Source organism: Cupriavidus sp. FW305-F7, assembly GCF_058782875.1.
Map to the genome: position 1 here is coordinate 1 of NZ_JBYSYC010000002.1, position 22,033 is coordinate 22,033.

The following is a 22,033-nucleotide window of genomic DNA, read 5'->3' on the forward strand; positions in this document are numbered from 1 at the left end:
ACGCCCTGGGCGATCTCGCGCTCTTCATCGGTGAGGAAGGGCACGTCGAGGAACTTGGCGCCGAGCGATTCGATCTGTTCCTTGACCGCTGGGCGCACATCGGAGGCCTCGATCACCGCACCGAGCCGCTTGGCCGTGGCGATGGCCTGCAGGCCGGCGACGCCCGCGCCCAGGATCAGCACGCGCGCGGCCTTGACGGTGCCGGCGGCGGTCATCAGCATCGGCATGAAGCGCTGGTAGTGGTGCGCGGCCACCAGCACGGCCTTGTAGCCGGCGATGTTGGCCTGCGACGACAGCACGTCCATGCTCTGCGCGCGCGTGGTGCGCGGCGCGGCTTCCAGGGCAAAGGCGGTGATGTTCGCAGCGGACATGCGCGCGTTGTTCTCGGCGTCGAAGGGATTGAGCATGCCGACCAGTACGGCGCCTGGCTTCATCTGCGCCAGTTCGGCGGCGTCCGGCGCGCGCACCTTCAAAACCAGTTGCGCGCCCAGTGCTTCGGCTGCGGTGCCGATGGTGGCGCCGACCGCCTCATACGCGCCGTCGGGCTGGCTGGCGCTTACGCCGGCGCCGGCCTGCACGACCACCTTGTGGCCCTGGGCGACGTACTTCTTGACTGTCTCCGGGGTGGCGGCGACGCGAGTCTCGCCGGCCCGCGTCTCCTGCGGGATGCCGATGTACATCGTCAATTTCTCCTTTAGCTGGCGTCTTGTCTGGTTGGGCGGACCGACGGCTGGCCCGTGCGCGCCGCAGGCTTAAGCCGCAGCGCAACAATTTTTTCGCAGCTTACAGGAATCTGACGTTCAACGGTGACCGGCCGGTCGGCTTTTGCGGCGACCGCCAAAGGGTAGTTGCAGCCGGCAATTCAGCACCAGGCGGGCTCATCGGCCGGGGGCCATGGCGGGTCGGCGGCGCTGCACGATGGGCCCGCAACCGGTAGAATGCGGGATTGCCTAAAAATTGAGCATCATGTCAAGTGACTGGAATGCCAGCGTGACCGTTGCCGCCGTGATCGAGCGCGGTGGACGCTTTCTGCTGGTCGAAGAGGAAACCGCCGACGGGCTGCGCCTGAACCAGCCCGCCGGGCACCTGGACCCGGGCGAGAGCCTGATCCGCGCCGTGATCCGCGAAACCCTGGAAGAGACCGCGCACACCTTTGAGCCGCGCGCGCTGCTGGGCTGCTACATGGGCCGTTCGCTGTCGTCGCGCACCGGCACCGATGTGACCTATGTGCGCTTTGCCTTTACCGGCGACCTCGGCTCGCTCGACGCCGGCCGCCAGCTCGATACCGGCATCGTGCGCACGGTCTGGATGAGCGCGGAAGAACTGCGCGCCTGCCCGGAGCGTCACCGTTCGCCGCTGGTGATGGCCTGCGTCAACGACTACCTGGCCGGCAAGCGCTTTGCGCTGGACGCCTTGTACACGCACCCGTCGGCGCTGGCCGCGGCCGTCCCGCTGGGAGTGCAGCTGTGAGTGGTGCGGGAAAACGTGTCGTCGTGGGCATGTCGGGCGGGGTCGATTCATCGGTGACCGCGTGGCTGCTCAAGCAGCAGGGCTACGAGGTCATCGGCCTGTTCATGAAGAACTGGGAAGACGATGACGACAGCGAGTACTGCTCCACGCGCCAGGACTGGCTGGACGTGGTGTCGGTGGCCGACCTGATCGGCGTTGACGTGGAGGCGGTCAACTTTGCCGCCGAGTACAAGGACCGGGTCTTTGCCGACTTCCTGCGCGAATACTCCGCCGGGCGCACGCCCAACCCGGACGTGTTGTGCAATGCCGAGATCAAGTTCAAGGCCTTCCTCGACCATGCCATGTCGCTGGGGGCGGAAACCATCGCCACCGGCCACTATGCGCGCGTGCGGCAGAACGCGGCCGGCCGGTTCGAGCTGCTCAAGGCGCTCGACCATACCAAGGACCAGAGCTACTTCCTGCACCGGCTGAACCAGGCGCAGCTGTCGCGCACGCTGTTCCCGCTGGGCGAGATCCCCAAGACGCGCGTGCGCGAGATTGCCGCCGAGATCGGCCTGCCGAACGCGAAAAAGAAGGACTCCACCGGCATCTGCTTTATCGGCGAGCGCCCGTTCCGCGATTTCCTGAACCGCTACCTGCCGACCAAGCCGGGCCCGATGAAGACGCCCGAGGGCAAGGTCGTGGGCGAGCATATCGGCCTGGCCTTCTACACGCTGGGCCAGCGCAAGGGCATTGGCCTGGGCGGCAGCCGCGACGGCAACGGCGATGCCTGGTATGTGGCGCGCAAGGATATGGCGAACAATACGCTTTACGTGGTGCAGGGCCACGACCACCCGTGGCTGCTGACGCCGGTGCTGACCGCGTCGGACCTGTCCTGGGTGGCCGGCGAGCCGCCTGCCGCGGGCGCGCCGATGGCGGCCAAGACGCGCTACCGCCAGAGCGATGCCGCCTGCACGGTGCAGGCGGTGGACGGCGACGCGCTGACGCTCGGGTTTGCCGAGGCGCAATGGGCGGTTACGCCCGGCCAGTCGGCGGTGCTGTATGACGGCGACATCTGTCTGGGCGGCGGCATCATCCAGTAAGCGCTGCCGCTGCACGAAAAAACACCCGCTCGAGGCGGGTGTTTTCTTGTCGGCCGCTGCGGATCAGCCGCGCGGCGGCTCCGTATCGATAAACGACTGGCGTTTGGACAGCTTTTCCTCCAGCGCCGCCAGGTTGGGATGGCTCTCGCGCCAGGCGATCTCGGGGAAGCGGAAGTCCAGGTAGGACAGCGCGCAGCCCACCGCCACGTCGGCCAGCGAATAGTGCGTGCCAGTGCAGAAGGGGCGGTCGGCCAGGCCGTGCGCCATGGCCACCAGCGCCGCGTCGATCTTGCCGCGCTGGCGTTGCACCCAGCGCTCGCTGCGCTCGTGCGGCTCGCGCTGGGTTGCCTCCAGGCGCACCAGCAGCGCAGCGTCTAGCAGGCCGTCGGCGAGCGCCTCCCAGCAGCGGACTTCCAGGCGCTCGCGCCCGCCCTGCGGGATCATCCGGCCGACCGGCGTCAAGGTGTCGACATATTCGACGATCACGCGCGAATCGAAGATCGCGCCGCCGTCTTCCATGACCAGGCAAGGCACTTTGCCGAGCGGGTTGAACTGGCCGATCCTGGTCTCGGGCGACCAGACATCCTCTTCGATGAGCTGGCACTCGATCTTTTTCTCGGCCATCACCACGCGCACCTTGCGCGCGTAGGGACTGGTCCGGGACGCATACAGCTTCATGTTCTCCCCTTGAGCTTGTTATGAAGTGCATCGTCGCTCTGCGGCAGCGGCGGTGGGGCACGCGGCTTGCCCGATGCACTTCATAACAGGCTACTGGAACGGCGTGCGCGAGTATACCCGCGGTGCGTGGCGAATGCGGGCTTGCGCACCGATGCCCCGCGGCGGCGCTTTACCGCTGCCCGGAGCCGGGGCAGGGGTGGTAAAATCCCGCGTTGCGCAGCGCCGGCGGGCCTGCCGGCATTGCGTTTTGGACGCATCCGGCCGCATAAAGTCGCTTTTTCGATCCCTCCCGCCGCCAACGCTGACAGCGCCAGCCCCCGCGGCGCGCCTTGTTCGTCGCCTTCTTCCATTGCCTCCCTTTTCCCGGTTTCCAGCATGACCTCCTCTTCGCTTTCGCCGCTCACCGCCCTGTCCCCGATCGATGGCCGTTACGCCGCCAAGGCCGATGCGCTGCGCGAATGGCTGTCCGAGGCCGCTTTCATGCGCAACCGCGTCAAGGTCGAGGTGCACTGGCTGATCGCGCTGGCGCAGGCCGGCCTGCCCGACATGCCGAAGTTTTCGGCCGCCTCCGAGGCCGCGCTGCTGGCGCTGGTGGACAAGTTCAGCGAGGCCGATGCCGCCCGCATCAAGGAAATCGAAGCCGTCACCAACCATGACGTGAAGGCGGTCGAGTACTGGCTCAAGGAACAGGTCAAGGGCAACGCCGAGCTGGAAGCCGCCAGCGAGTTCATCCACTTCGCCTGCACCTCGGAAGACATCAACAACACCTCGCACGGCATGATGCTCAAGGGCGCCCGCGAGGGCGTGGTGGTGCCGGCGCTCAAGCGCGTGCACGCCCGCCTGGTCGAGCTGGCCAGGCTCAATGCCGCGCAGCCGATGCTGTCGCGCACTCACGGCCAGCCGGCCAGCCCGACCACGCTGGGCAAGGAAATGGCCAACGTGGCCGCGCGCCTGGCGCGCGCGATCCAGCGCATCGAGCAGGTCGAGCTGCTGGGCAAGATGAACGGCGCGGTGGGCAACTACAACGCCCACCTGTCGGCCTACCCGACCTTCGACTGGGAAGCCTTCTCGAAGCAGGTGATCGAGACCCGCCTGGGCCTGGCCTTCAACCCCTACACCATCCAGATCGAGCCGCACGACTACATGGCCGAGCTGTTTGACGCGATCGCCCGCGCCAACACCATCCTGCTCGACCTGAACCGCGACGTCTGGGGCTATATCTCGCTGGGCTATTTCAAGCAGAAGACCAAGGCCGGCGAAATCGGCTCGTCGACCATGCCGCACAAGGTCAACCCGATCGACTTCGAGAACTCCGAAGGCAACCTGGGCCTGGCCAACGCGGTCCTGCGCCACTTGTCCGAGAAGCTGCCGCTGTCGCGCTGGCAGCGCGACCTGACCGATTCGACCGTGCTGCGCAATATCGGCGTGGCCTTCGGCTACAGCCTGCTGGCCTATGAGGCCTGCCTGCGCGGCCTGGGCAAGCTGGAAACCAACCCCGAGCGCCTGGACGAAGACCTGGACAACTGCTGGGAGGTGCTGGCCGAGCCGGTGCAGACCGTGATGCGCCGCTTCGGCGTGCCCAACCCGTACGAGCAGCTCAAGGAGCTGACCCGCGGCAAGGGCATCTCGCGCGAGGCGCTGCAGACCTTCATCAACGGCCTGGCGATCCCCGACGACGCCAAGAAGCTGCTACTGGACATGACGCCCGCCAGCTATATCGGCAAGGCCGTGGTGCTGGCCGAGCGCATCTGACGCCACATTCCGCCCCCGAATCGGGGCGACGTGCTGCAAAAGCCATCCGTGAGGATGGCTTTTTGCTTTTCTGGCGCAGCGCGGCCGGCAGGTCGCTGCGGCTTTGTGCCGCTTGCGACAGAATGTCACTTCAAAGCATTTGAATAACTTAATGAAGGACTGTCCTTCATCGGCGCACAGCCCGCCGCAATAATGCGAGAATCGTAAGCGCACGGGCGGGTCCGCCCTCGCCGGTGCCTTCCCCAAAATTGTGAAACGCTCCTGCGCGAGCGAGAGGAATCCGATGCGTTCTACCGCCAATGCCCCCACCGGCTACGGTGCCACCGCGATCGCCTTGCACTGGGTCATTGCGCTGGCGATCTTCGCCGCGTTCGGGCTCGGCCTGTACATGACGGGCATTCCGGGACTGACGCCGACCAAGCTCAAGCTCTACTCCTGGCACAAGTGGCTGGGCGTGACGATCTTCGCGGTTGCCGTGCTGCGCGTGCTGTGGCGTGCAACCCATGCGGCACCGCCGGTGGCGCCCGGCACGCCGGCCTGGCAGGCCAGGGCTGCGGCCGGCGCCCATCACCTGCTGTACCTGCTGATCGTGATCGTGCCGATCAGCGGCTACCTCTACAGCTCGGCCGCGGGCGTGCCGGTGGTCTACCTGGGCCTGTGGAAGATGCCGGCGCTGCTGGAAAAGAACGACGAACTGAAAGAAGTACTGAAATTTGTCCATATCTGGCTGAACTACCTGATGGCGGCTGTGGTCGTTGTCCATGCAGCGGCGGCGGTCAAGCACCAGTTCGTCGACCGCGACGGCACGCTGGGCCGGATGCTGCCGTTCCTGCGCTGAGGCGCCGCCCCGGCCAACTTTTTCCGTACCGCGGCGCGCTGCGCCGACCCTGACAGGAGTTTTTTGAGATGAAACGCAATTCCCGCCGCGGCTCGCTCGTCATCGCCGCCGTCCTGGCCGCCTCCGGCATTGCCGCCAACCTGGCCTGGGCGCAGGTTGACGCCGCCAAGAGCTCGGTGACCGCGGTCGCGCGCCAGATTGGCGTGCCGATGGAAGGCAAGTTCAAGAAGTTCGATGCCGCGGTCAGCTTCGACCCGGCCAAGCTGGCGACCTCGTCGGCCAAGGTCGAGATCGATGTGTCCAGCTTCGAGATCGGCGACGCCGAGACCACCAAGGAAGTGAAGGGCAAGGACTGGTTTGACGCCGCCAAGTACCCCAAGGCCGTGTTCCAGTCCACCAGCATCAAGAACGGCACGCCGGGCAAGTACGACGTGGCCGGCAAGCTGACCATCAAGGGCAAGACCGTGGACGTGGTGGTGCCCGCCACCTACCGCCAGGAAGGCGCGGTCCAGGTGTTCGAGGGCGCGCTGCCGATCAAGCGCACGGTCTTCAATATCGGCGACGGCGAATGGAAGGACACTTCCGTGGTGGCCGACGACGTGCAGATCAAATTCCGTATCGTGCTGGCCAAGAAGTAGGAAGCAAGGCCGGTATTCCGCTGACGTACCCAATCGACGTTCCTGAGAACGTTCCGCCCCAACCTGATTTGTCGGGAGATTTCATGAAACTGCGTTTCCTCGTTGCCGCCGTCGCGGCCATTTCCGCAACTGCCGCTTTCGGCGTGGCTTCGGCCAATACCGTGACGTACAACCTCGATCCGACCCACACCTACCCGAGCTTCGAGGCCGACCACCTGGGCGGCCTGTCGACCTGGCGCGGCAAGTTCGACAAGTCCAGCGGCGTGGTCACGCTGGACCGTGCCGCCAAGGCGGGCTCGGTCGAGGTCAAGATCGACCCGGCTTCGATCGATTTCGGCAATGCCAAGCTGAACCAGCACGCCAAGGGCCCGGACATGTTCGACGTGGAAGCCTTCCCCGAGGCCGTCTACAAGGGCAAGTTCTCCAAGTTCAAGGGCGACGTGCCGACCGAGGTTGACGGCATGCTGACGCTGCGCGGCGTGTCCAAGCCGGTTAAGCTGGAAATCCGCGACTTCAAGTGCATCCAGCACCCGATGCTCAAGCGCGAAGCCTGCGGCGCCGACGCCGTGGGCCATTTCAACCGTGCCGACTTCGGCCTGGACTATGGCGTGAAAATGGGCTTCAAGCCCGAGGTCAAGCTCGCCATCCAGGTGGAAGGCGTGCGCGCGGACTGAGCGTGCCAGCCCGCTGCGCCGGGCTTCCAGGCAGTCAAGGCCGGCCATGCCGGCCTTTTTTGTTGTCCGGCATCATTCAGGCGCCTGCCAGGGCACTTGGTTGTACGACCCCCGACGGGCACAGTACAATGGCCCGCGGCAATTCCTCCTTGATCGGGGCAATGCTACTCCTGCCAAGGCGGGGGCAGCCATGCCCGCAACCGGCTAAAGCGCATCACTATGAGCATTCGCTGCATGTCCCGATACCGGTAGCCATCCCCGCGACCTCCTCGCCCCTCATGCTGTACCTGGCCGTTCCGCCTTGCCTGTACGGTCCGCAGCGTTTCTCGGTTTTCCCTGGCGCAATACCGTGTATTCCAAAACGCAAATCGATCCGGTAGTTGGTTTCCGCAACTCGCAGGGCGAGCAGGTGCGGGGCACGATCATCAATCTCCAGAGAAAGTCTCTGGTGATGGAAATCTACAATCCGTATTCGATCGTGCAGGTCAGCGAGGTGCTGAGCGAACTCAGCGTCCGCATGGGGGCCAAGAACGCCTACCTCGGCAAGGCCGTGGTGATGAGCCTGGTGAACACCGGCCTGACCGCCGTGGTGTCGCTGACGCTGATCGACGAGTGGCGCGAACTGACGGACCTGACCAACGAGCCCAAGTCAGTCGCGCGCGAAGCCGAGCTTTTTGTGCAGGACTGGGACACGCGCTTCAATATCCGGCGCGACTACCAGATCGTGGTCAACGAGATGCGCGCGTTCCTGTCCGAAGTGTCGCGCTGGGTCGAGCAGGTCGACATGACCGAATCGCTGCCAAAGATTGAAGGCAAGCTCCGCGAGGACGTCTTCTACGAGCTGGCCACGCCCATCATGGTCAAGACAAAGACCTACCTGGATTGGCTTGAGGGCGAGGCCCAGCGCGTGGATCCGGAGATCGCGCCGGTGCACCGCACTTACGCGCAGTCGGCGCTGCACCCGCTCTTGCTGCGGGCGCCGTTCGTATACCGCACCTTCACCAAGCCGCTCGGCTATGCCGGCGACTACGAGATGGTGAACCAGATCCTGAACGACCCGCAGCAGGGTCCCACCACCTATTTCCAGATCGTCAACACCGCCTTCCTCAAGGCGGCGGTGGCGACCGCGCACCGCAACCGCATCGAACTGCTGATCGATTTCCTGACGCGCCAAGCCGATCGCGCGCGCGCCGCTGGCCGGCCGTTCCGCGTGCTCAACGTGGGCTGCGGCCCTGCCTTCGAGATCCAGCGCTTCGTGCGCGAATACCCCAACCCCGAACTGCTGTCGTTCCAGTTGGTCGACTTCAGCGAAGAGACGCTGGAGTTCACGCGTAGCACGATCGAACGCTCGGCCACCAGCGCCGGGAGCAAGGTTGCCGTCGAGATGGTGCACCAGTCCGTGCATGAACTGCTCAAGCGGCGCATCTCGCCGGACGATACCAGTGCAAGGGAGTTCGACGCGGTCTATTGTGCGGGCCTGTTCGACTACCTGTCCGACAAGGTGTGTACGCGGCTACTCTCGTATTTCGCCTCCCGCTCGCGGCACGGAGGGCAGATTCTGGTAACCAACGTCCACGTCGACAATCCTGAGAAATTCGGCATGGAACACCTGCTGGAGTGGTACCTGATCTACCGCGACGACGCGGGCATGGCGCAGCTACTGCCTGAAAATTCGCACTCGCACCGCATTTACGGCGATGCCACCGGCGTCAACGTATTTGCGGAAGCCACCATTGACTGAAGCAGTCCTTGCGGGGCACGCCATGAGCACCAACCAACTCTACGCCGGCTACCAGTCCGAGCTGGCTGACTTTCGCCTGGCATTCAGCCGTGGCGGCGCCTATACCGCGATCGCGCTGGTTCTGCTCGGCGTCGGACTCGATTACGGCCAGTATCCGCAGCAGCAGCTTGCCTTCGGGGTGGCGCGCGTGCTGGTGTCGCTGTTGATCGCGGGCGTGGTGGTGGTGCTGTACAGCGCTGCGGGGCGCCGCTTCGCGCCATGGCTGACGCTGACGTGGCTGCTGCTGCCACAGATCATGATTGCGTGGATGATCTGGCAGACTGAAGGGGCGCAGTCGCCATACTACGTCGGGCTTAACCTCGCGATCTTCGCGTCGGGCATCGCGCTGCCGTTCGGCTTGTGGCAGAACCTGGTGTTCGGCGTGCTCTCGTACCTGCTGTACGTACTGGCATGCCTGTTCCACCCCGGCGGCATCGAGCCGGTGGGCGCTTTTATCGCCAATTCACTGTTCCTGCTGTTCGCCGCGGCGGCCAGCGGGGTCTATACCTTCTTCAACGAGCGGGCGCGCTTCATGTTGTTCCGTCTGAAGGACGAGGTCGCCGAGAAGAATACTGAGCTCGAGGTGATCAACCGCCGGCTGGCCGACATCAAGGGCCAGATGCTGCAGCAGGAGAAGATGGCCGCCATCGGTACGCTGGCGGCCGGGCTGCTGCACGAGGTGAACAACCCGGTCAACTTCTGCCTGATGGCGATCGAGGTGGCGATGGAAGAGCCGCAGGCCAAGGAGAACCCTTCGCTGGAAGAGTGCCTGGTCGACGCCAAGCAGGGGATGCAGCGCATCCAGCATATCGTCTCCGACCTCAAGACCTTTGCCTACCGCAAGCCGGGCGCCGAGGTGGAAGGCACGCCGTTCCTGTTCGAGAAGGCGCTCGATTCGTCGATCCGGCTGACCGCGCATGAGCTGCGCGGCGTCAGCCTCAGCCGCGAACTGCCTGCCGACACCCTGGTGCTGGGCGACGAGGCGGCCATCATCGGCGTGCTGATCAACCTGTTCTCGAATGCCGCGCTGGCCATGCGCAAGGCGGGCACGGCCGCGCCGGCGATCCATACCACGGCCCGGTGGGACAACCACCGCCTGCACATCATGGTGCGCGACAACGGCCCTGGCATCCCCCAGGAAAACCTGGCGCGCGTGTTCGAGCCGTTCTTCACCACGCGCGAGGTGGGGCAGGGGCTTGGCCTGGGCCTGTCGATCAGCTACGCGGTGGTGGAGCGCCACGGCGGGCAGCTGTATGCCGAGAGCGAACTGGGCCAGTGGACCGCGTTCAGCTTCGACCTGCCGCGTGCGGAGTAACCAGCCATGAGCGAAGTGAAGCAGGCACGGCTTGCCGTTCTCTATGTCGACGACGAGGAGATGGCGCGCAAGTATTTCGCCCGGGCCGCCGGCGGCGACTATGAGGTGCTGGTGGCAGACGGCGCCGACGAGGCTCTGGCAGTGCTGCGCGCGGACCCTGCCCGCGTGGCGGTGCTGGTGACCGACTTCCGCATGCCCGGGCGCGACGGCGGCCAGCTGCTGCGCCAGGTGGCGCAGGAATACCCGCAGATCGTGCGCATCCTGGTCACGGCCTATGCCGACAAGGATGTGCTGCTGGAAACGGTCAACAGCGGCGAAGTCTTCCGCATCCTGGAAAAGCCGCTGAGCGTGGCCGACCTGCGCGAGGTGCTGGCACGCGCCGCCGAGCGCCACCGCGAGCGCACCCTGCGCCAGCACCGGCTGATGGCGATCGACGAGACCCTGGCCTTTCTGGCGCACGAACTGAACACGCCGCTGGCGGCCATCGCCAACTTTGCCCACGGCATCCGCGGCCGTGTCGCCGGCGAATACAGCGCTGGCCGCCAGGCCGAGATCGGCCAGGCGGCCAGCGCCATGTACGACAACGCCCAGTATTGCCTGGCGGTGCTGTCATCGTTCCTGCAATCAGTGCGCAACAGTGCCGGCAGCATGCCGGCCCGGTCCGATGCCGGTACCGAGGTCAGCGCCGGCACGCTGGTCACTTCGCTGCTGGACAGCTACCCGTTCGCGGGCGACCAGCGCAGCTGGGTGCAGGTGGAGATGCACGGCGATTTCCCGGTGCAGACGCTGCCCAACTGCGTGGCGCTGGTGCTCTCCTCGGTGATGAGCAACGCGCTGCGGGCGCTGCGCAGTGTCGGCACGCCGGCGTTGCGCTTTGTGGTGGTGGCGCAGCCGCGCCCGGAAATCCGCATCTGCGACAACGGGCCGGGCATTCCGCCGGAAGTGATGGAGCGGCTGCTGGTCGATCCTGTCACCACCCACGCCAGTGCCGGCGGCAGCGGGCTGGGCATGATTTTTTGCAACCGCGTCATGCAGTCGTTTGGCGGCGGCATCCGGATCGAATCCGCATCCGGTGCCGGCACCACGGTGACGCTGGACTTTCCAAGTTTCAAGAGTCGAAAGCATAGGAGTGACCGATGACCGAACCGAATGCCACGCAGGCACCACCCCCGGCGATTCTGTTCGTCGATGACGAAGCGACTGCAGTCAAGTATTTCCAGCGTGCCATCGGGGCGCTGGCACCGGTGGCCACCGGCGGCTCCGTTGAAGAGGGCAAGGCATTGCTCGACGCCCACGCAGGCAGCCTGGCGGTGCTGGTGTCCGACCAGCGCATGCCGGGCGAGTATGGCAACGAACTGCTGCGCTACGCGCGCGAGCGCTACCCGCATATCGTGCGCATCCTGACCACCGCGTATTCGGAGCTCGACCAGACCGTCGAAGCGGTCAACCAGGGGCAGATCCACCGCTACATCAAGAAGCCGTGGGACATCACCGCGCTGCGCATGGAGCTGAAGCAGGCGCTGGAACTGGCCGGCCTGCGCAAGGAACGCGACCAGCTGCTGCGCGAGAAGCTGTCCGTGCTGCAGACCCAGACCGTGGCCTCGCGCATCGGCATGGTGCATGCGCTGTGTGCCAGCCTGATCGGGCCGGGCCGTTTCCAGCCGGTGGAGACCTACCTCGCGGCGGTCGACCTCGCCGGCGCGGGCAGCGTCGAGCCGGACTGGCAGCGCATGGACTACGCCGACCTGGTGCGCGCAGAGGCCGAGCGCAGCGGCAGCTTCGGCCATGCCGTGGCCACGCGCCTGGCGGGCCTGCGCAGCGCCAATGCCGGCCGGGGCGCTGCCGATGCCGCCGCGGTGATTGTCGATGCGCTGGGCAGCGAGGTGGTGCGCCGCGACGGCGACACCGTGGTGTGGACCGCTCCGGCCACGCTGGCGGAGTTCCTCGCGCAGCCGATCGGCGCACCCGTGTCCGCGCAGCACGCGGCCTGGCTGGCCAGCCTGCTGTGGCTGGAAGAGGCTGGCGGCGCGCTGCAGTTTGCGCGCGACGGCAACACCGTGGTGTGCCGCGCATGCCCGCGCAGCGAGGCCTTCGCGGCCGACCGGCTGGCCGCGTGGATCGAGCGGTTCTCGATGCCGGCCTGAATTTCCCAGACCTTGCAGCCATAAAAAAACGGCGCCCCGCGGGGCGCCGTTCTGTTTTACCGCAGGGCAGGGGTCAGGCCTGCGCGCCGTAGTTGGGGTCGTTGCGGTCGGTCGAGTCGGACTTCTTTTCACCCTTGACCAGGTCCTCGCGCTTGACGCCCAGCCACATCGCCAGCGCCGCGGCCACGAACACCGACGAGTAGATGCCGAACAAGATGCCGACCGTCAGTGCCAGGGCAAAGTAGTGCAGCGTGGGGCCGCCGAAGAAGAACATCGACAGCACCATCATCTGGGTCGAGCCGTGGGTGATGATGGTCCGCGAGATGGTGCTGGTGATCGCGTTGTCGATGATCTCGTGCGTGGTCATCTTGCGGTACTTGCGGAAGTTCTCGCGGATCCGGTCGAAGATCACCACCGATTCGTTGACCGAGTAGCCCAGCACCGCCAGGATCGCCGCCAGCACCGACAGCGAGAACTCCCACTGGAAGTAGGCGAAGAAGCCCAGGATGATGACCACGTCGTGCAGGTTGGCGATGATGCCCGCCACCGCGAACTTCCATTCGAAGCGGAACGACAGGTAGATCACGATGCCGGCCACCACGCACAACAGCGCCAGCAGGCCGTCGGTGGCCAGTTCCTTGCCCACCTGCGGGCCGACGAACTCCACCCGTTGCAGCTTCACGTCAGGCGAGGCCGCCTGCAGCGAGGCCAGCACCTGCTCGCTCTGCTGGGCCGAGGTGACGGGCTTGCCGTCCGGGCCCTTCTGCAGCGGCAGTCGGATCATCACGTCGCGCGAGGTGCCGAAGTTCTGCACCTGCACGTCGGTATAGCCCAGCTTGCCCACCTGGCCGCGGATCTTTTCCAGGTCGGCCGCCTGCTGGTAGCTGACCTCCATCACCGTGCCGCCGGTGAATTCGATCGACAGGTGCAGGCCCTTGTGCCAGAGGAAGAACACGGCCGCGGCAAACGTCAGGAAGGAGATCACGTTGAAGACCAACGCGTGCTTCATGAACGGAATGTCGCGCCGGATGCGGAAGAATTCCATGTTGAATCCTGTTCTGTACTGCTAGTTGTTGCTGCTCGCCTTACTTGGCGACCGGCGTGTCGGTGGTGTTGCCCGGCTTCCAGATCTGGCCGATGGCCACGCTCTGCAGCTTCTTCTTGCGGCCGTACCAGAGGTTGACCAGGCCGCGGTTGAAGAACACCGCCGAGAACATCGAGGTCAGGATGCCCAGGCAGTGCACCACGGCAAAGCCGCGCACCGGGCCCGAACCAAAGGCCAGCAGTGCCAGGCCGGCGATCAGCGTGGTCACGTTGGAGTCCAGGATGGTGGCCCAGGCGCGGTCGAAGCCGACCGCGATCGCCATCTGCGGCGACGCGCCCGCGCGTAGTTCTTCGCGGATGCGCTCGTTGATCAGCACGTTGGCGTCGATGGCCATGCCCAGCACCAGCGCGATGGCGGCAATGCCCGGCAGCGTCAGCGTGGCCTGCAGCATCGACAGCACCGCGATCAGCAGCAGCAGGTTCACGCCCAGCGCCACCACCGAGAACACGCCGAACAGCATGTAGTACAGGACCATGAACACGGCGATGGCGGCAAAGCCGTAGGCGACCGAGTCAAAACCCTTCTGGATGTTGTCCGCGCCCAGCGACGGGCCGATGGTGCGCTCTTCGATGATCTCCATCGGTGCGGCCAGCGAGCCGGCGCGCAGCAGCAGCGCCAGGTCGTTGGCGGCTTCGGTGGAGTAGGAGCCGGTGATCTGGAAGCTGGAACCCAGTTCGGACTGGATCGTCGCCACCGTCAGCACTTCGCCCTTGCCCTTTTCGAACAGCACGATCGCCATCGGCTTCTTCAGGTTCTCGCGCGAGACGTCGCGCAGCACGCGGCCGCCCTGGGCGTCGAGCTTGATGTTGACCGAAGGATGCTGGTTCTGGTCGAAGCCGGCCGAGGCGCTTTCAATGCGGTCGCCGGTGAAGATGACCTGCTTCTTGAGCACCACCGGGGCGCCGTTGCCTTGCGTGAAGAGCTCGCTGCCGAACGGGATCGGGTCGCCCGGGCGCGGGCTGCGCGGCGCGTCGTTGTCGACCAGGCGGGCTTCGAGCGTGGCGGTGCGGCCGATGATGTCCTTGGCCTTGGCGGTGTCCTGCACGCCCGGCAGCTGCACCACGATGCGGTCGGCGCCTTGCTGCTGGATCACCGGCTCGGCCACGCCAAGCTCGTTCACGCGGTTGTGCAGCGTGGTGATGTTCTGCTTGACCGCTGCGTCCTGCACCGCCTTGCGCGCGGCTTCGGTGAAGGTGCCGACGATATTGTTGCCGTCCATGGCGAAGGCCACTTCGCGCAGGTTGTCGGCCAGGATGGGACGCGCGCGGTTGGCGTCGTCTGCGTTGTTGAAGCGCACCGTCAGGCGCTCGCCGTCGCGGTCGATGCCGCCGTGGCGGATGCTCTTGTCGCGCAGCAGGGTGCGCGCGTCGCCGCCCAGGCTGTCGAGCTTCTTGTCGACGGCGCCCTTCATGTCGACCTGCAGCAGGAAGTGCACGCCGCCGCGCAGGTCCAGGCCCAGGTACATCGGCAGCGCATGCATGGCGGTCAGCCAGCGCGGCGAGCCCGACAGCAGGTTCAGCGCCACCACGTAGGTGGGGTTGGCCGCGTCCGGGTTCAGGGTGCGCGACAGCACGTCCTTGGCCTTGAGCTGCTCGTCGGTGGTGCGGAAGCGCGCCTTGACCGAGCCGGACTGGCCGGAAATATCAAAGAAGACGCCATCAGGCCGCAGCTGGTTCTGCGCCAGGATCTCTTCGACCTGCTTCTGCATCGCCAGGTCGACCTTGACCGTGGCCTTGCCCGAGGACACCTGCACGGCAGGCGCCTCGCCGAAGAAGTTCGGCAAGGTATAGATGATGCCGATGGCCAGGGCCACCAGGATCACGAGGTATTTCCAAAGCGGATAACGATTCATCTCGGGCCAGTCATTCTGCGGTTGGCGGGGCCGGCGCTGGCGTGGCGCACCACGTCGGCGGGGCCGAACCGGTTTGGCAAACAGCCGCCTGGCAGCCACGGATCGAAACCACGGGGGCTTCGTCGGGCTGGATCAGGCGGCTGCCGGGGCATGCGCGAACGGGCATGCCGGAAAAGACAAAGGCGGGAGTCGCGCGCGCGATCCGGAGATCAGAGCGCCTTGAGCGAGCCCTTGGGCAGCACGGTGGTCACGGCACTCTTCTGCACGGTGATTTCAGTGCCTTCGGCGATTTCCAGGCTGACGTACTGGTCGGTGACCTTGGTCACCTTGCCCAGGATGCCACCGGCGGTCACGACTTCGTCGTTCTTGGCCAGTGCTTCGAGCATTGCCTTGGCTTCCTTCTGGCGCTTCATTTGCGGGCGGATCATGATAAACCACAGCACGCCAAACATCAGGATGATGGGCAGGAAGCTCATCAGGCCGCCAGCCGCGCCGCCGGCTCCGGCGGTCTGGGCAAATGCGTTAGAAATCAGCACGTTGTTTCTCCGTCACAAAAGTCAGTCAAATAATCGATCATTCTACCATTCGCATTTCGCCCGCCCTTGGCATTCTAGGGCGGAATACGGGTTTGTTCGGGTGCGCCCGGGGCAACTTGCGGCAGGGGTCGGCATGGCCGGGCTCTCCGGCTCGCGGGTGGCTTCCGGATGACCCGGCTATTCGACCGCCGGCAGCGCAAAAGTTCGCGCCACCCGGCGTTGTCACTGCGTGCCGCGGGCGCGGTCGGCCGCAAACTGGCGGCGGAAGTCGGCAAAGCGGTGGTGCTCGATCGCTTCGCGCATCTCGCGCATCAGTTGCAGGTAGTAGTGCAGGTTGTGGATGGTATTGAGGCGCGCGCCCAGGATCTCGCCCACGCGGTGCAGGTGGTGCAGGTAGGCGCGCGAGAAGTTGCGGCAGGTGTAGCAGGCGCAGCTTTCATCGAGCGGGCGCGGGTCGTTGCGGTGCGCCGCGTTCTTGATCTTGACGTCGCCGAAGCGGGTGAAGAGCCAGCCGTTGCGCGCGTTGCGGGTGGGCATCACGCAGTCGAACATATCCACCCCGGCGGCGACGCCGGCGACCAGGTCTTCGGGCGTGCCCACGCCCATCAGGTAGTGCGGCTTGTTGGCCGGCAGGCGCGGCGCCACGTGCTCGAGCACGCGCATCATGTCTTCCTTGGGCTCGCCCACCGACAGCCCGCCGATGGCAAGGCCGTGGAAGTCCAGCTCGGACAGGCCGGCCAGCGATTCGTCGCGCAGGTCCTCGTACATGCCGCCCTGGACGATGCCGAACAGCGCGTTGGGGTTGGCCAGGCGCTCGAACTCGTCGCGCGAGCGCTTGGCCCAGCGCAGGCTCATGCGCATCGACTTGGCGGCTTCCTCATGCGTGGCGGGGCGGCCGTCGATCTCATACGGCGTGCATTCGTCGAACTGCATGACGATGTCGGAGTTCAGCGTGCGCTGGATCTGCATCGAGATCTCGGGCGACAGGAAGAGCTTGTCGCCATTGACCGGGGATGCGAAGGTGACGCCATCTTCGGTGATCTTGCGCAGATCGCCCAGCGAAAACACCTGGAAACCACCGGAATCGGTCAGGATCGGCTTGTCCCAGCCGATAAAGCGGTGCAGGCCGTCGTGGGCGTTGACCACGTCCAGCCCGGGGCGCAGCCACAGGTGGAAGGTGTTGCCCAGAATGATCTGCGCGTCGATTTCATTGAGCTCCAGCGGCGACATCGCCTTGACCGAGCCATAGGTGCCCACCGGCATGAAGATCGGCGTTTCGACCACGCCGTGGTTCAGCGTGACGCGGCCTCGGCGGGCGTTGCCGTCGGTGGTGATGAGTTCGAAGTTGAGCATGGCTTGTGATTCTGGATTCAGGCGCCGGGCTGGCGGGTCAGCAGCATGGCGTCGCCGTAGCTGAAGAAGCGGTAGCGCTGCTCGACCGCATGGCGGTAGGCGGCGCGGATGGCTTCCACGCCGGCCAGCGCCGACACCAGCATCAGCAGCGTCGACTTGGGCAGGTGGAAGTTGGTGATCAGGGCATCGACCAGGCGGAAGCGGTAGCCGGGCGTGATGAAGATATCGGTGTCGCCACTGCCGGCGGCAAGCGTGCCGTCGGCCTGCGCGGCCGATTCCAGCGCGCGCAGCGAGGTGGTGCCGACCGCGATCACGCGGCCGCCGCGCGCGCGGGTGTCGCGCACGGCCTGGGCCAGGTCTTCGGAAACGGCGTACCACTCCGAGTGCATCTTGTGCTCGGCCAGGTTCTCGGTGCGCACCGGCTGGAAGGTGCCGGCGCCCACGTGCAGCGTCAGAAAGGCGCGCCGCACGCCGGCGGCATCGAGCCGGGCGAACAGCGCATCGTCGAAATGCAGGCCCGCGGTGGGCGCGGCCACCGCGCCGGGGCTGCGCGCGTAGACGGTCTGGTAGCGGGTTTCGTCGTAGGCGTCCGGGTCGTGCGTGATATACGGCGGCAGCGGCAGGCGGCCATAGCGCTCAATCAGGTCCAGCGCCGGCTCGGGGAAGCGCAGCGTGAAGAACTGGTCCACGCGCGGGCCCACGGTGACGGCGAAGGCGTCGTCGGCCAGATGCAGCGTGCTGCCCTCGGCCGGGGTCTTGGAGGCGCGCACCTGGGCCAGCACGGTGTGGGTATCGACCACGCGCTCGACAAGCACCTCGATCTTGCCGCCGCTGGGCTTGTGGCCAAAGAAGCGCGCCTTGATCACGCGGGTGTCGTTGAAGACCAGCAGGTCATCGGAACGCAGGTAGTCGACGATGTCGCTGAAGGCACGGTCGACCATGCGCACCGCGTCGGCGGTGTCGGCCGGGGCCAGCCGTTCGACCACCAGCAGCCGGCTCGCGCTGCGGTCGGGCAGCGCGCTTTGGGCAATCAGTTCTGGTGGCAGCGGGAAATCGAAATCAGAAAGCGTCAACATCGTGGGAGCGGCGGGCTGCGCGATCCCATGCAGGCCGGAGCGGGGCACAAAACGGCACTCCGCTGCCCGTGGTGGCAGCCGGCATGGGTACAATCGGCGAATCCGATATTGTAAGGCCACGGGCGCGCTTGCCGCCGGGGCGGGCGTGATACCGGCTATTCGCCGGCGCCGCGCCAGCCAACCCCGCAGCACGAGAGCGACCGCTGCCAAATTTTTCGCCGATGCCCGGAACCGCCGCTGAACCGATCCACGACCCCGCCGACGCCGCCAAGGACACGGCGGCGCCCGCGCGCGGCAAGGCCGGCGAAGCCAGGGGCAAGGCCGCCGCCTCCGGCACGTCGACCGCGGCCGCGAGGCTGGCCAAGCTTGGCCTGCGCCGTCCCGTCGACCTGGTGCTGCACCTGCCTATGCGCTATGAGGACGAGACCACGCTGGCGCCGATCGCCGAGGCGATCCGCCGCGCCGGGCTCGGGCTGCCGGCGCAGGTGGAAGGCGAGGTCATCTCCAACGAAGTCACGTTCCGGCCGCGCCGCCAGCTGGTGGTCAAGATTGCCGACGACAGCGGCGAGCTGACGCTGCGCTTCCTGAACTTCTACGGCAACCAGACCAAGCAGATGGCTGAAGGCGTGCGCCTGCGCGTGCGCGGCGAGGTGCGCGGCGGCTTCTTCGGCGCCGAGATGGTCCACCCGACGGTGCGCCCGGTGGTGCCCGGCGAAGCGCTGCCCGACCGCCTGACGCCGGTGTATCCGTCCACCGCCGGCATCCCGCAGGCCTATCTGCGCAAGGCCATCGGCGGCACGCTGTCGCGCACGCCGATGCCCGAGACGCTGCCGCAGGCGGTGCTGGAGGGGCCGCTGGCACGCCTGCACCTGCGCCCGCTGGTCGACTGCCTGCGGCTGCTGCACGCGCCCCCGCCGCAGGAGAGCGAGGCTGCGCTGGCCGACCGCTCGCACCCGGCCTGGCAGCGCATCAAGTTTGACGAACTGCTGGCGCAGCAGATCTCGCTGCGGCGCGCGCACGCGGCGCGGCGCGAAAAAAATGCGCCGACCATGCCGCGCCGCGAGGGCGGGTTGCTCACGCGCTTCCTGGCCGCATTGCCGTTCCGGCTGACCGGTGCGCAGCAGCGCGTGGTCGAAGAGATCGCCGCCGACATGACGCGCCCGCACCCGATGCACCGTCTTCTGCAGGGCGACGTGGGCAGCGGCAAGACCATCGTTGCGGCGCTGGCGGCCTGCCAGGCCATCGACGCCGGCTACCAGGCCGCGCTGATGGCGCCCACCGAAATCCTGGCCGAGCAGCACTACCGCAAGCTGTCCGCATGGTTGGAGCCGCTGGGCGTGCCGGTGGCGTGGCTAGCCGGCAGCCAGAAGGCACGCGACAAGCGCGAGGCCGTGGCGCGCGTGGAATCGGGCCAGGCGCAACTGGTGATCGGCACCCACGCGCTGATCCAGGACACGGTGCGCTTTGCCAAGCTGGGGCTGTCAGTGGTCGACGAGCAGCACCGCTTCGGCGTGGCGCAACGGCTGGCGCTGCGCGGCAAGGCCGGTGCCGCCGATGCTACGGTGCCCGCGGTCGACGCCGTGCCGCACCAGCTGATGATGTCGGCCACGCCGATCCCGCGCACGCTCGCCATGACTTACTACGCCGACCTCGATGTGTCGGTGATCGATGAATTGCCGCCGGGCCGCACCCCCATCGTCACGCGCCTGGTCAACGACGAGCGGCGCGACGAAGTGATCGGACGCATCCATCACGCCGCCGCCGAAGGCCGCCAGGTCTACTGGGTCTGTCCGCTGATCGAGGAAAGCGAGGCGCTGCAGCTGCAGACCGCTGTGGAGACCTATGAAACGCTGGTGGCCGCACTGCCGGACCTGCGCGTGGGCCTGGTGCACGGGCGCCTGCCGCCGGCCGAGAAGGCCGCCGTGATGGACGACTTCAGCGCCAACCGCATGCAGGTGCTGGTGGCCACCACCGTGATCGAAGTGGGCGTGGATGTGCCCAATGCCTCGCTGATGGTGATCGAGCACGCCGAGCGCTTCGGCCTGGCGCAGCTGCACCAGCTGCGCGGGCGGGTGGGGCGCGGCAGCGCCGAATCGGTCTGCCTGCTGATGTACCAGGCGCCGCTGTCGCCCACCGCGCGTGAGCGCCTGGCGACCATGCGCGAGACAACCGACGGCTTCGAGATCGCCCGGCGCGACCTGGAGATCCGCGGCCCCGGCGAGTTCCTGGGAGCGCGCCAGTCCGGCGAAGCGATGTTGCGCTTTGCCGACCTGCAGACCGACGCATGGCTGGTCGACTACGCGCAGGAGGCGGCCGAGCTGATGCTGGCTCGCTATCCGGAAGCGGTCGAAGCACACCTTTCGCGCTGGCTGGGCGGGCGCGAGCACTACCTGAAAGCCTGAACGGCGCTGTCCAGGTGCGCGCTGCTTCGCATGCGTCGACACAATGCGTTGGCGCTCTGACAGAAGCGGCAATCGAAGGTAAAATCTATCGCCTACCGCAAATTGATAAGTCATGACGCTCACCGAACTCAAGTACATCGTCGCCGTGGCGCGCGAGCGCCATTTCGGCCGGGCCGCCGAAGCCTGCTTTGTGTCGCAGCCGACGCTGTCGGTCGCGATCAAGAAGCTGGAAGACGAACTCAACGTGCAGATTTTCGAGCGCGGCACCTCCGAGGTGTCGGTGACGTCGGTCGGCGAGCAGATCGTGGCGCAGGCCCAGCGCGTGCTTGAGCAGACCATGGCCATCCGCGAGATCGCCAAGCAGGGCAAGGACCCGCTGGCGGGCCCGCTGCGCGTGGGCGTGATCTACACCATCGGGCCGTACCTGCTGCCGTCGCTGGTCAAGCAGATGATCGAGACCGTGCCGCAGATGCCGCTCATGCTGCAGGAGAACTACACCCACAAGCTGATCGAGCTGCTCAAGCAGGGTGAGATCGACTGCGCGGTGATGGCCGAGCCGTTCGCGGATTCGGGCCTGACGGTGCGCCCGCTCTACGATGAACCCTTTGTCGTCGCCGTGCCGCGCGGCCACCAGCTGGCGCAGGCGCACTCCATCGACCCCGATGAACTGAAGCAGCAGACCATGCTGCTGCTGGGCAGCGGCCACTGCTTCCGCGACCATGTGCTGGGCGTGTGCCCGGAGCTGTCGCGCTTCTCGCAGGCGGCCGACGGCATCCAGAAGACCTTCGAGGGCTCGTCGCTGGAAACCATCCGCCATATGGTGGCCAGCGGGGTTGGCATCACCGTGCTGCCGCGCACCTCGGTGCCCGACCTGAAGGCCAAGGGTGACATGCTGTCCTATGTGCCGTTCTCCGATCCGGTGCCCGACCGGCGCGTGGTGCTGGCCTGGCGCAAAAGCTTCACCCGCCTGCCGGCCATGGAAGCGCTGGCCAACGCCGTGGCTGCGTGCGAGCTGGCCGGCGTGCGCAAGCTGGACGCCAAGGAGCTGGCCGAAGCGGCCTGATTGTCTTACCCCTGCAGTACCGGCAATTCCCACGGCCGCACCGGAGATTCCGCTGCGGCCGTCGTCATTTCCGGCCCCGCCACGGCGCTACCTGTCTTCGGGCGGAGTCTTCGGGCGGTCATTTTCCGCTGCGATAAGTTGCAGAAATCCCCGATAGATTTGACCTAATGCATAGGTACAAATAATTGAATTCTCAATTCGATAGATCATTGGTAGGCTGACTCGTGTCGGTGCAGATGGCATCGACCTGGGACAGGATCCGATGATGAGCACCA

General features: G+C 66.3%; 19 protein-coding genes. 12 read left to right on the forward strand and 7 right to left on the reverse strand.

Features of this window, described 5'->3' with window-relative positions:
* Positions 1 to 680 (reverse strand): Rossmann-fold NAD(P)-binding domain-containing protein (locus tag AC3WL8_RS01770; protein WP_492377797.1); only part of this gene is annotated, 680 nt, incomplete at its 3' end.
* A gap of 286 nt (positions 681 to 966) precedes the next feature.
* Between AC3WL8_RS01770 and AC3WL8_RS01775 the strand changes: the two genes are divergently transcribed.
* Positions 967 to 1,470, forward strand: a complete 504-nt coding sequence (locus AC3WL8_RS01775; protein WP_013957956.1) for an NUDIX hydrolase — start codon at positions 967 to 969, stop codon at positions 1,468 to 1,470.
* Positions 1,467 to 2,552 (forward strand): tRNA 2-thiouridine(34) synthase MnmA, encoded by a 1,086-nt coding sequence (mnmA, locus tag AC3WL8_RS01780; RefSeq protein ID WP_211980281.1) that lies wholly within the window; start codon positions 1,467 to 1,469, stop codon positions 2,550 to 2,552. The genes AC3WL8_RS01775 and mnmA overlap by 4 nt, the downstream gene beginning before the upstream one ends.
* 63 nt (positions 2,553 to 2,615) lie before the next feature.
* Here mnmA and AC3WL8_RS01785 read toward each other — a convergent pair whose 3' ends face one another.
* Positions 2,616 to 3,230 carry a glutathione S-transferase C-terminal domain-containing protein gene (locus AC3WL8_RS01785; protein WP_013957954.1) on the reverse strand — a complete coding sequence of 205 codons (615 nt, stop codon included), beginning with the start codon at positions 3,228 to 3,230 and terminating at the stop codon, positions 2,616 to 2,618.
* 375 nt (positions 3,231 to 3,605) lie between these two features.
* On the opposite strand from AC3WL8_RS01785, the gene purB reads away from it, so the two are divergent.
* The 8 genes from purB (at position 3,606) to AC3WL8_RS01825 (ending at position 12,371) form a co-directional block, all read left to right on the forward strand.
* Complete coding sequence (purB, locus tag AC3WL8_RS01790) at positions 3,606 to 4,982, forward strand: adenylosuccinate lyase (protein WP_013957953.1); 1,377 nt, start codon at positions 3,606 to 3,608, stop codon at positions 4,980 to 4,982.
* Between the two features lie 283 nt (positions 4,983 to 5,265).
* A complete protein-coding gene (locus AC3WL8_RS01795; protein WP_114133767.1) occupies positions 5,266 to 5,820 on the forward strand; it encodes a cytochrome b in 555 nt (184 codons plus the stop codon).
* A gap of 68 nt (positions 5,821 to 5,888) precedes the next feature.
* A complete protein-coding gene (locus AC3WL8_RS01800) occupies positions 5,889 to 6,458 on the forward strand; it encodes a YceI family protein (RefSeq protein ID WP_013957951.1) in 570 nt (189 codons plus the stop codon).
* Between the two features lie 83 nt (positions 6,459 to 6,541).
* The gene (locus AC3WL8_RS01805; RefSeq protein WP_013957950.1) at positions 6,542 to 7,132 is read left to right on the forward strand and encodes a YceI family protein; all 591 of its coding nucleotides are present in this window, start codon (positions 6,542 to 6,544) and stop codon (positions 7,130 to 7,132) included.
* A gap of 349 nt (positions 7,133 to 7,481) precedes the next feature.
* Positions 7,482 to 8,873, forward strand: a complete 1,392-nt coding sequence (locus AC3WL8_RS01810) for a class I SAM-dependent methyltransferase (RefSeq protein WP_211980280.1) — start codon at positions 7,482 to 7,484, stop codon at positions 8,871 to 8,873.
* Positions 8,874 to 8,895: 22 nt separating this feature from the next.
* The gene (locus tag AC3WL8_RS01815) at positions 8,896 to 10,227 is read left to right on the forward strand and encodes a sensor histidine kinase (protein WP_013957948.1); all 1,332 of its coding nucleotides are present in this window, start codon (positions 8,896 to 8,898) and stop codon (positions 10,225 to 10,227) included.
* 6 nt (positions 10,228 to 10,233) lie between these two features.
* On the forward strand, positions 10,234 to 11,367 hold the full coding sequence (locus tag AC3WL8_RS01820; RefSeq protein WP_013957947.1) for a hybrid sensor histidine kinase/response regulator: 1,134 nt from the start codon (positions 10,234 to 10,236) through the stop codon (positions 11,365 to 11,367).
* Entirely contained in the window at positions 11,364 to 12,371 is a 1,008-nt protein-coding gene (locus tag AC3WL8_RS01825; RefSeq protein WP_013957946.1) for a response regulator, read from the forward strand. Before AC3WL8_RS01820 ends, AC3WL8_RS01825 begins: the two co-directional genes overlap by 4 nt.
* A 73-nt stretch (positions 12,372 to 12,444) precedes the next feature.
* On the opposite strand, the gene secF is transcribed toward AC3WL8_RS01825, so the two are convergent.
* The 5 genes from secF to queA all read right to left on the reverse strand — a co-directional run bounded on the left by secF (position 12,445) and on the right by queA (position 18,293).
* Complete coding sequence (gene secF / locus AC3WL8_RS01830; RefSeq protein WP_013957945.1) at positions 12,445 to 13,416, reverse strand: protein translocase subunit SecF; 972 nt, start codon at positions 13,414 to 13,416, stop codon at positions 12,445 to 12,447.
* Positions 13,417 to 13,456: 40 nt separating this feature from the next.
* Positions 13,457 to 15,328, reverse strand: a complete 1,872-nt coding sequence (gene secD, locus AC3WL8_RS01835) for a protein translocase subunit SecD (protein WP_041228125.1) — start codon at positions 15,326 to 15,328, stop codon at positions 13,457 to 13,459.
* Positions 15,329 to 15,537: 209 nt separating this feature from the next.
* Entirely contained in the window at positions 15,538 to 15,864 is a 327-nt protein-coding gene (gene yajC, locus AC3WL8_RS01840; RefSeq protein ID WP_013957943.1) for a preprotein translocase subunit YajC, read from the reverse strand.
* Between the two features lie 222 nt (positions 15,865 to 16,086).
* A complete protein-coding gene (gene tgt / locus AC3WL8_RS01845; RefSeq protein ID WP_013957942.1) occupies positions 16,087 to 17,217 on the reverse strand; it encodes a tRNA guanosine(34) transglycosylase Tgt in 1,131 nt (376 codons plus the stop codon).
* A 17-nt stretch (positions 17,218 to 17,234) separates the two neighbouring features.
* Entirely contained in the window at positions 17,235 to 18,293 is a 1,059-nt protein-coding gene (gene queA, locus AC3WL8_RS01850) for a tRNA preQ1(34) S-adenosylmethionine ribosyltransferase-isomerase QueA (protein WP_013957941.1), read from the reverse strand.
* A 221-nt stretch (positions 18,294 to 18,514) separates the two neighbouring features.
* Between queA and recG the strand changes: the two genes are divergently transcribed.
* Entirely contained in the window at positions 18,515 to 20,695 is a 2,181-nt protein-coding gene (gene recG, locus AC3WL8_RS01855) for an ATP-dependent DNA helicase RecG (RefSeq protein WP_211980275.1), read from the forward strand.
* A gap of 112 nt (positions 20,696 to 20,807) precedes the next feature.
* Positions 20,808 to 21,758, forward strand: a complete 951-nt coding sequence (locus AC3WL8_RS01860) for a LysR substrate-binding domain-containing protein (RefSeq protein WP_013957939.1) — start codon at positions 20,808 to 20,810, stop codon at positions 21,756 to 21,758.
* Positions 21,759 to 22,033: the final 275 nt, after the last annotated feature.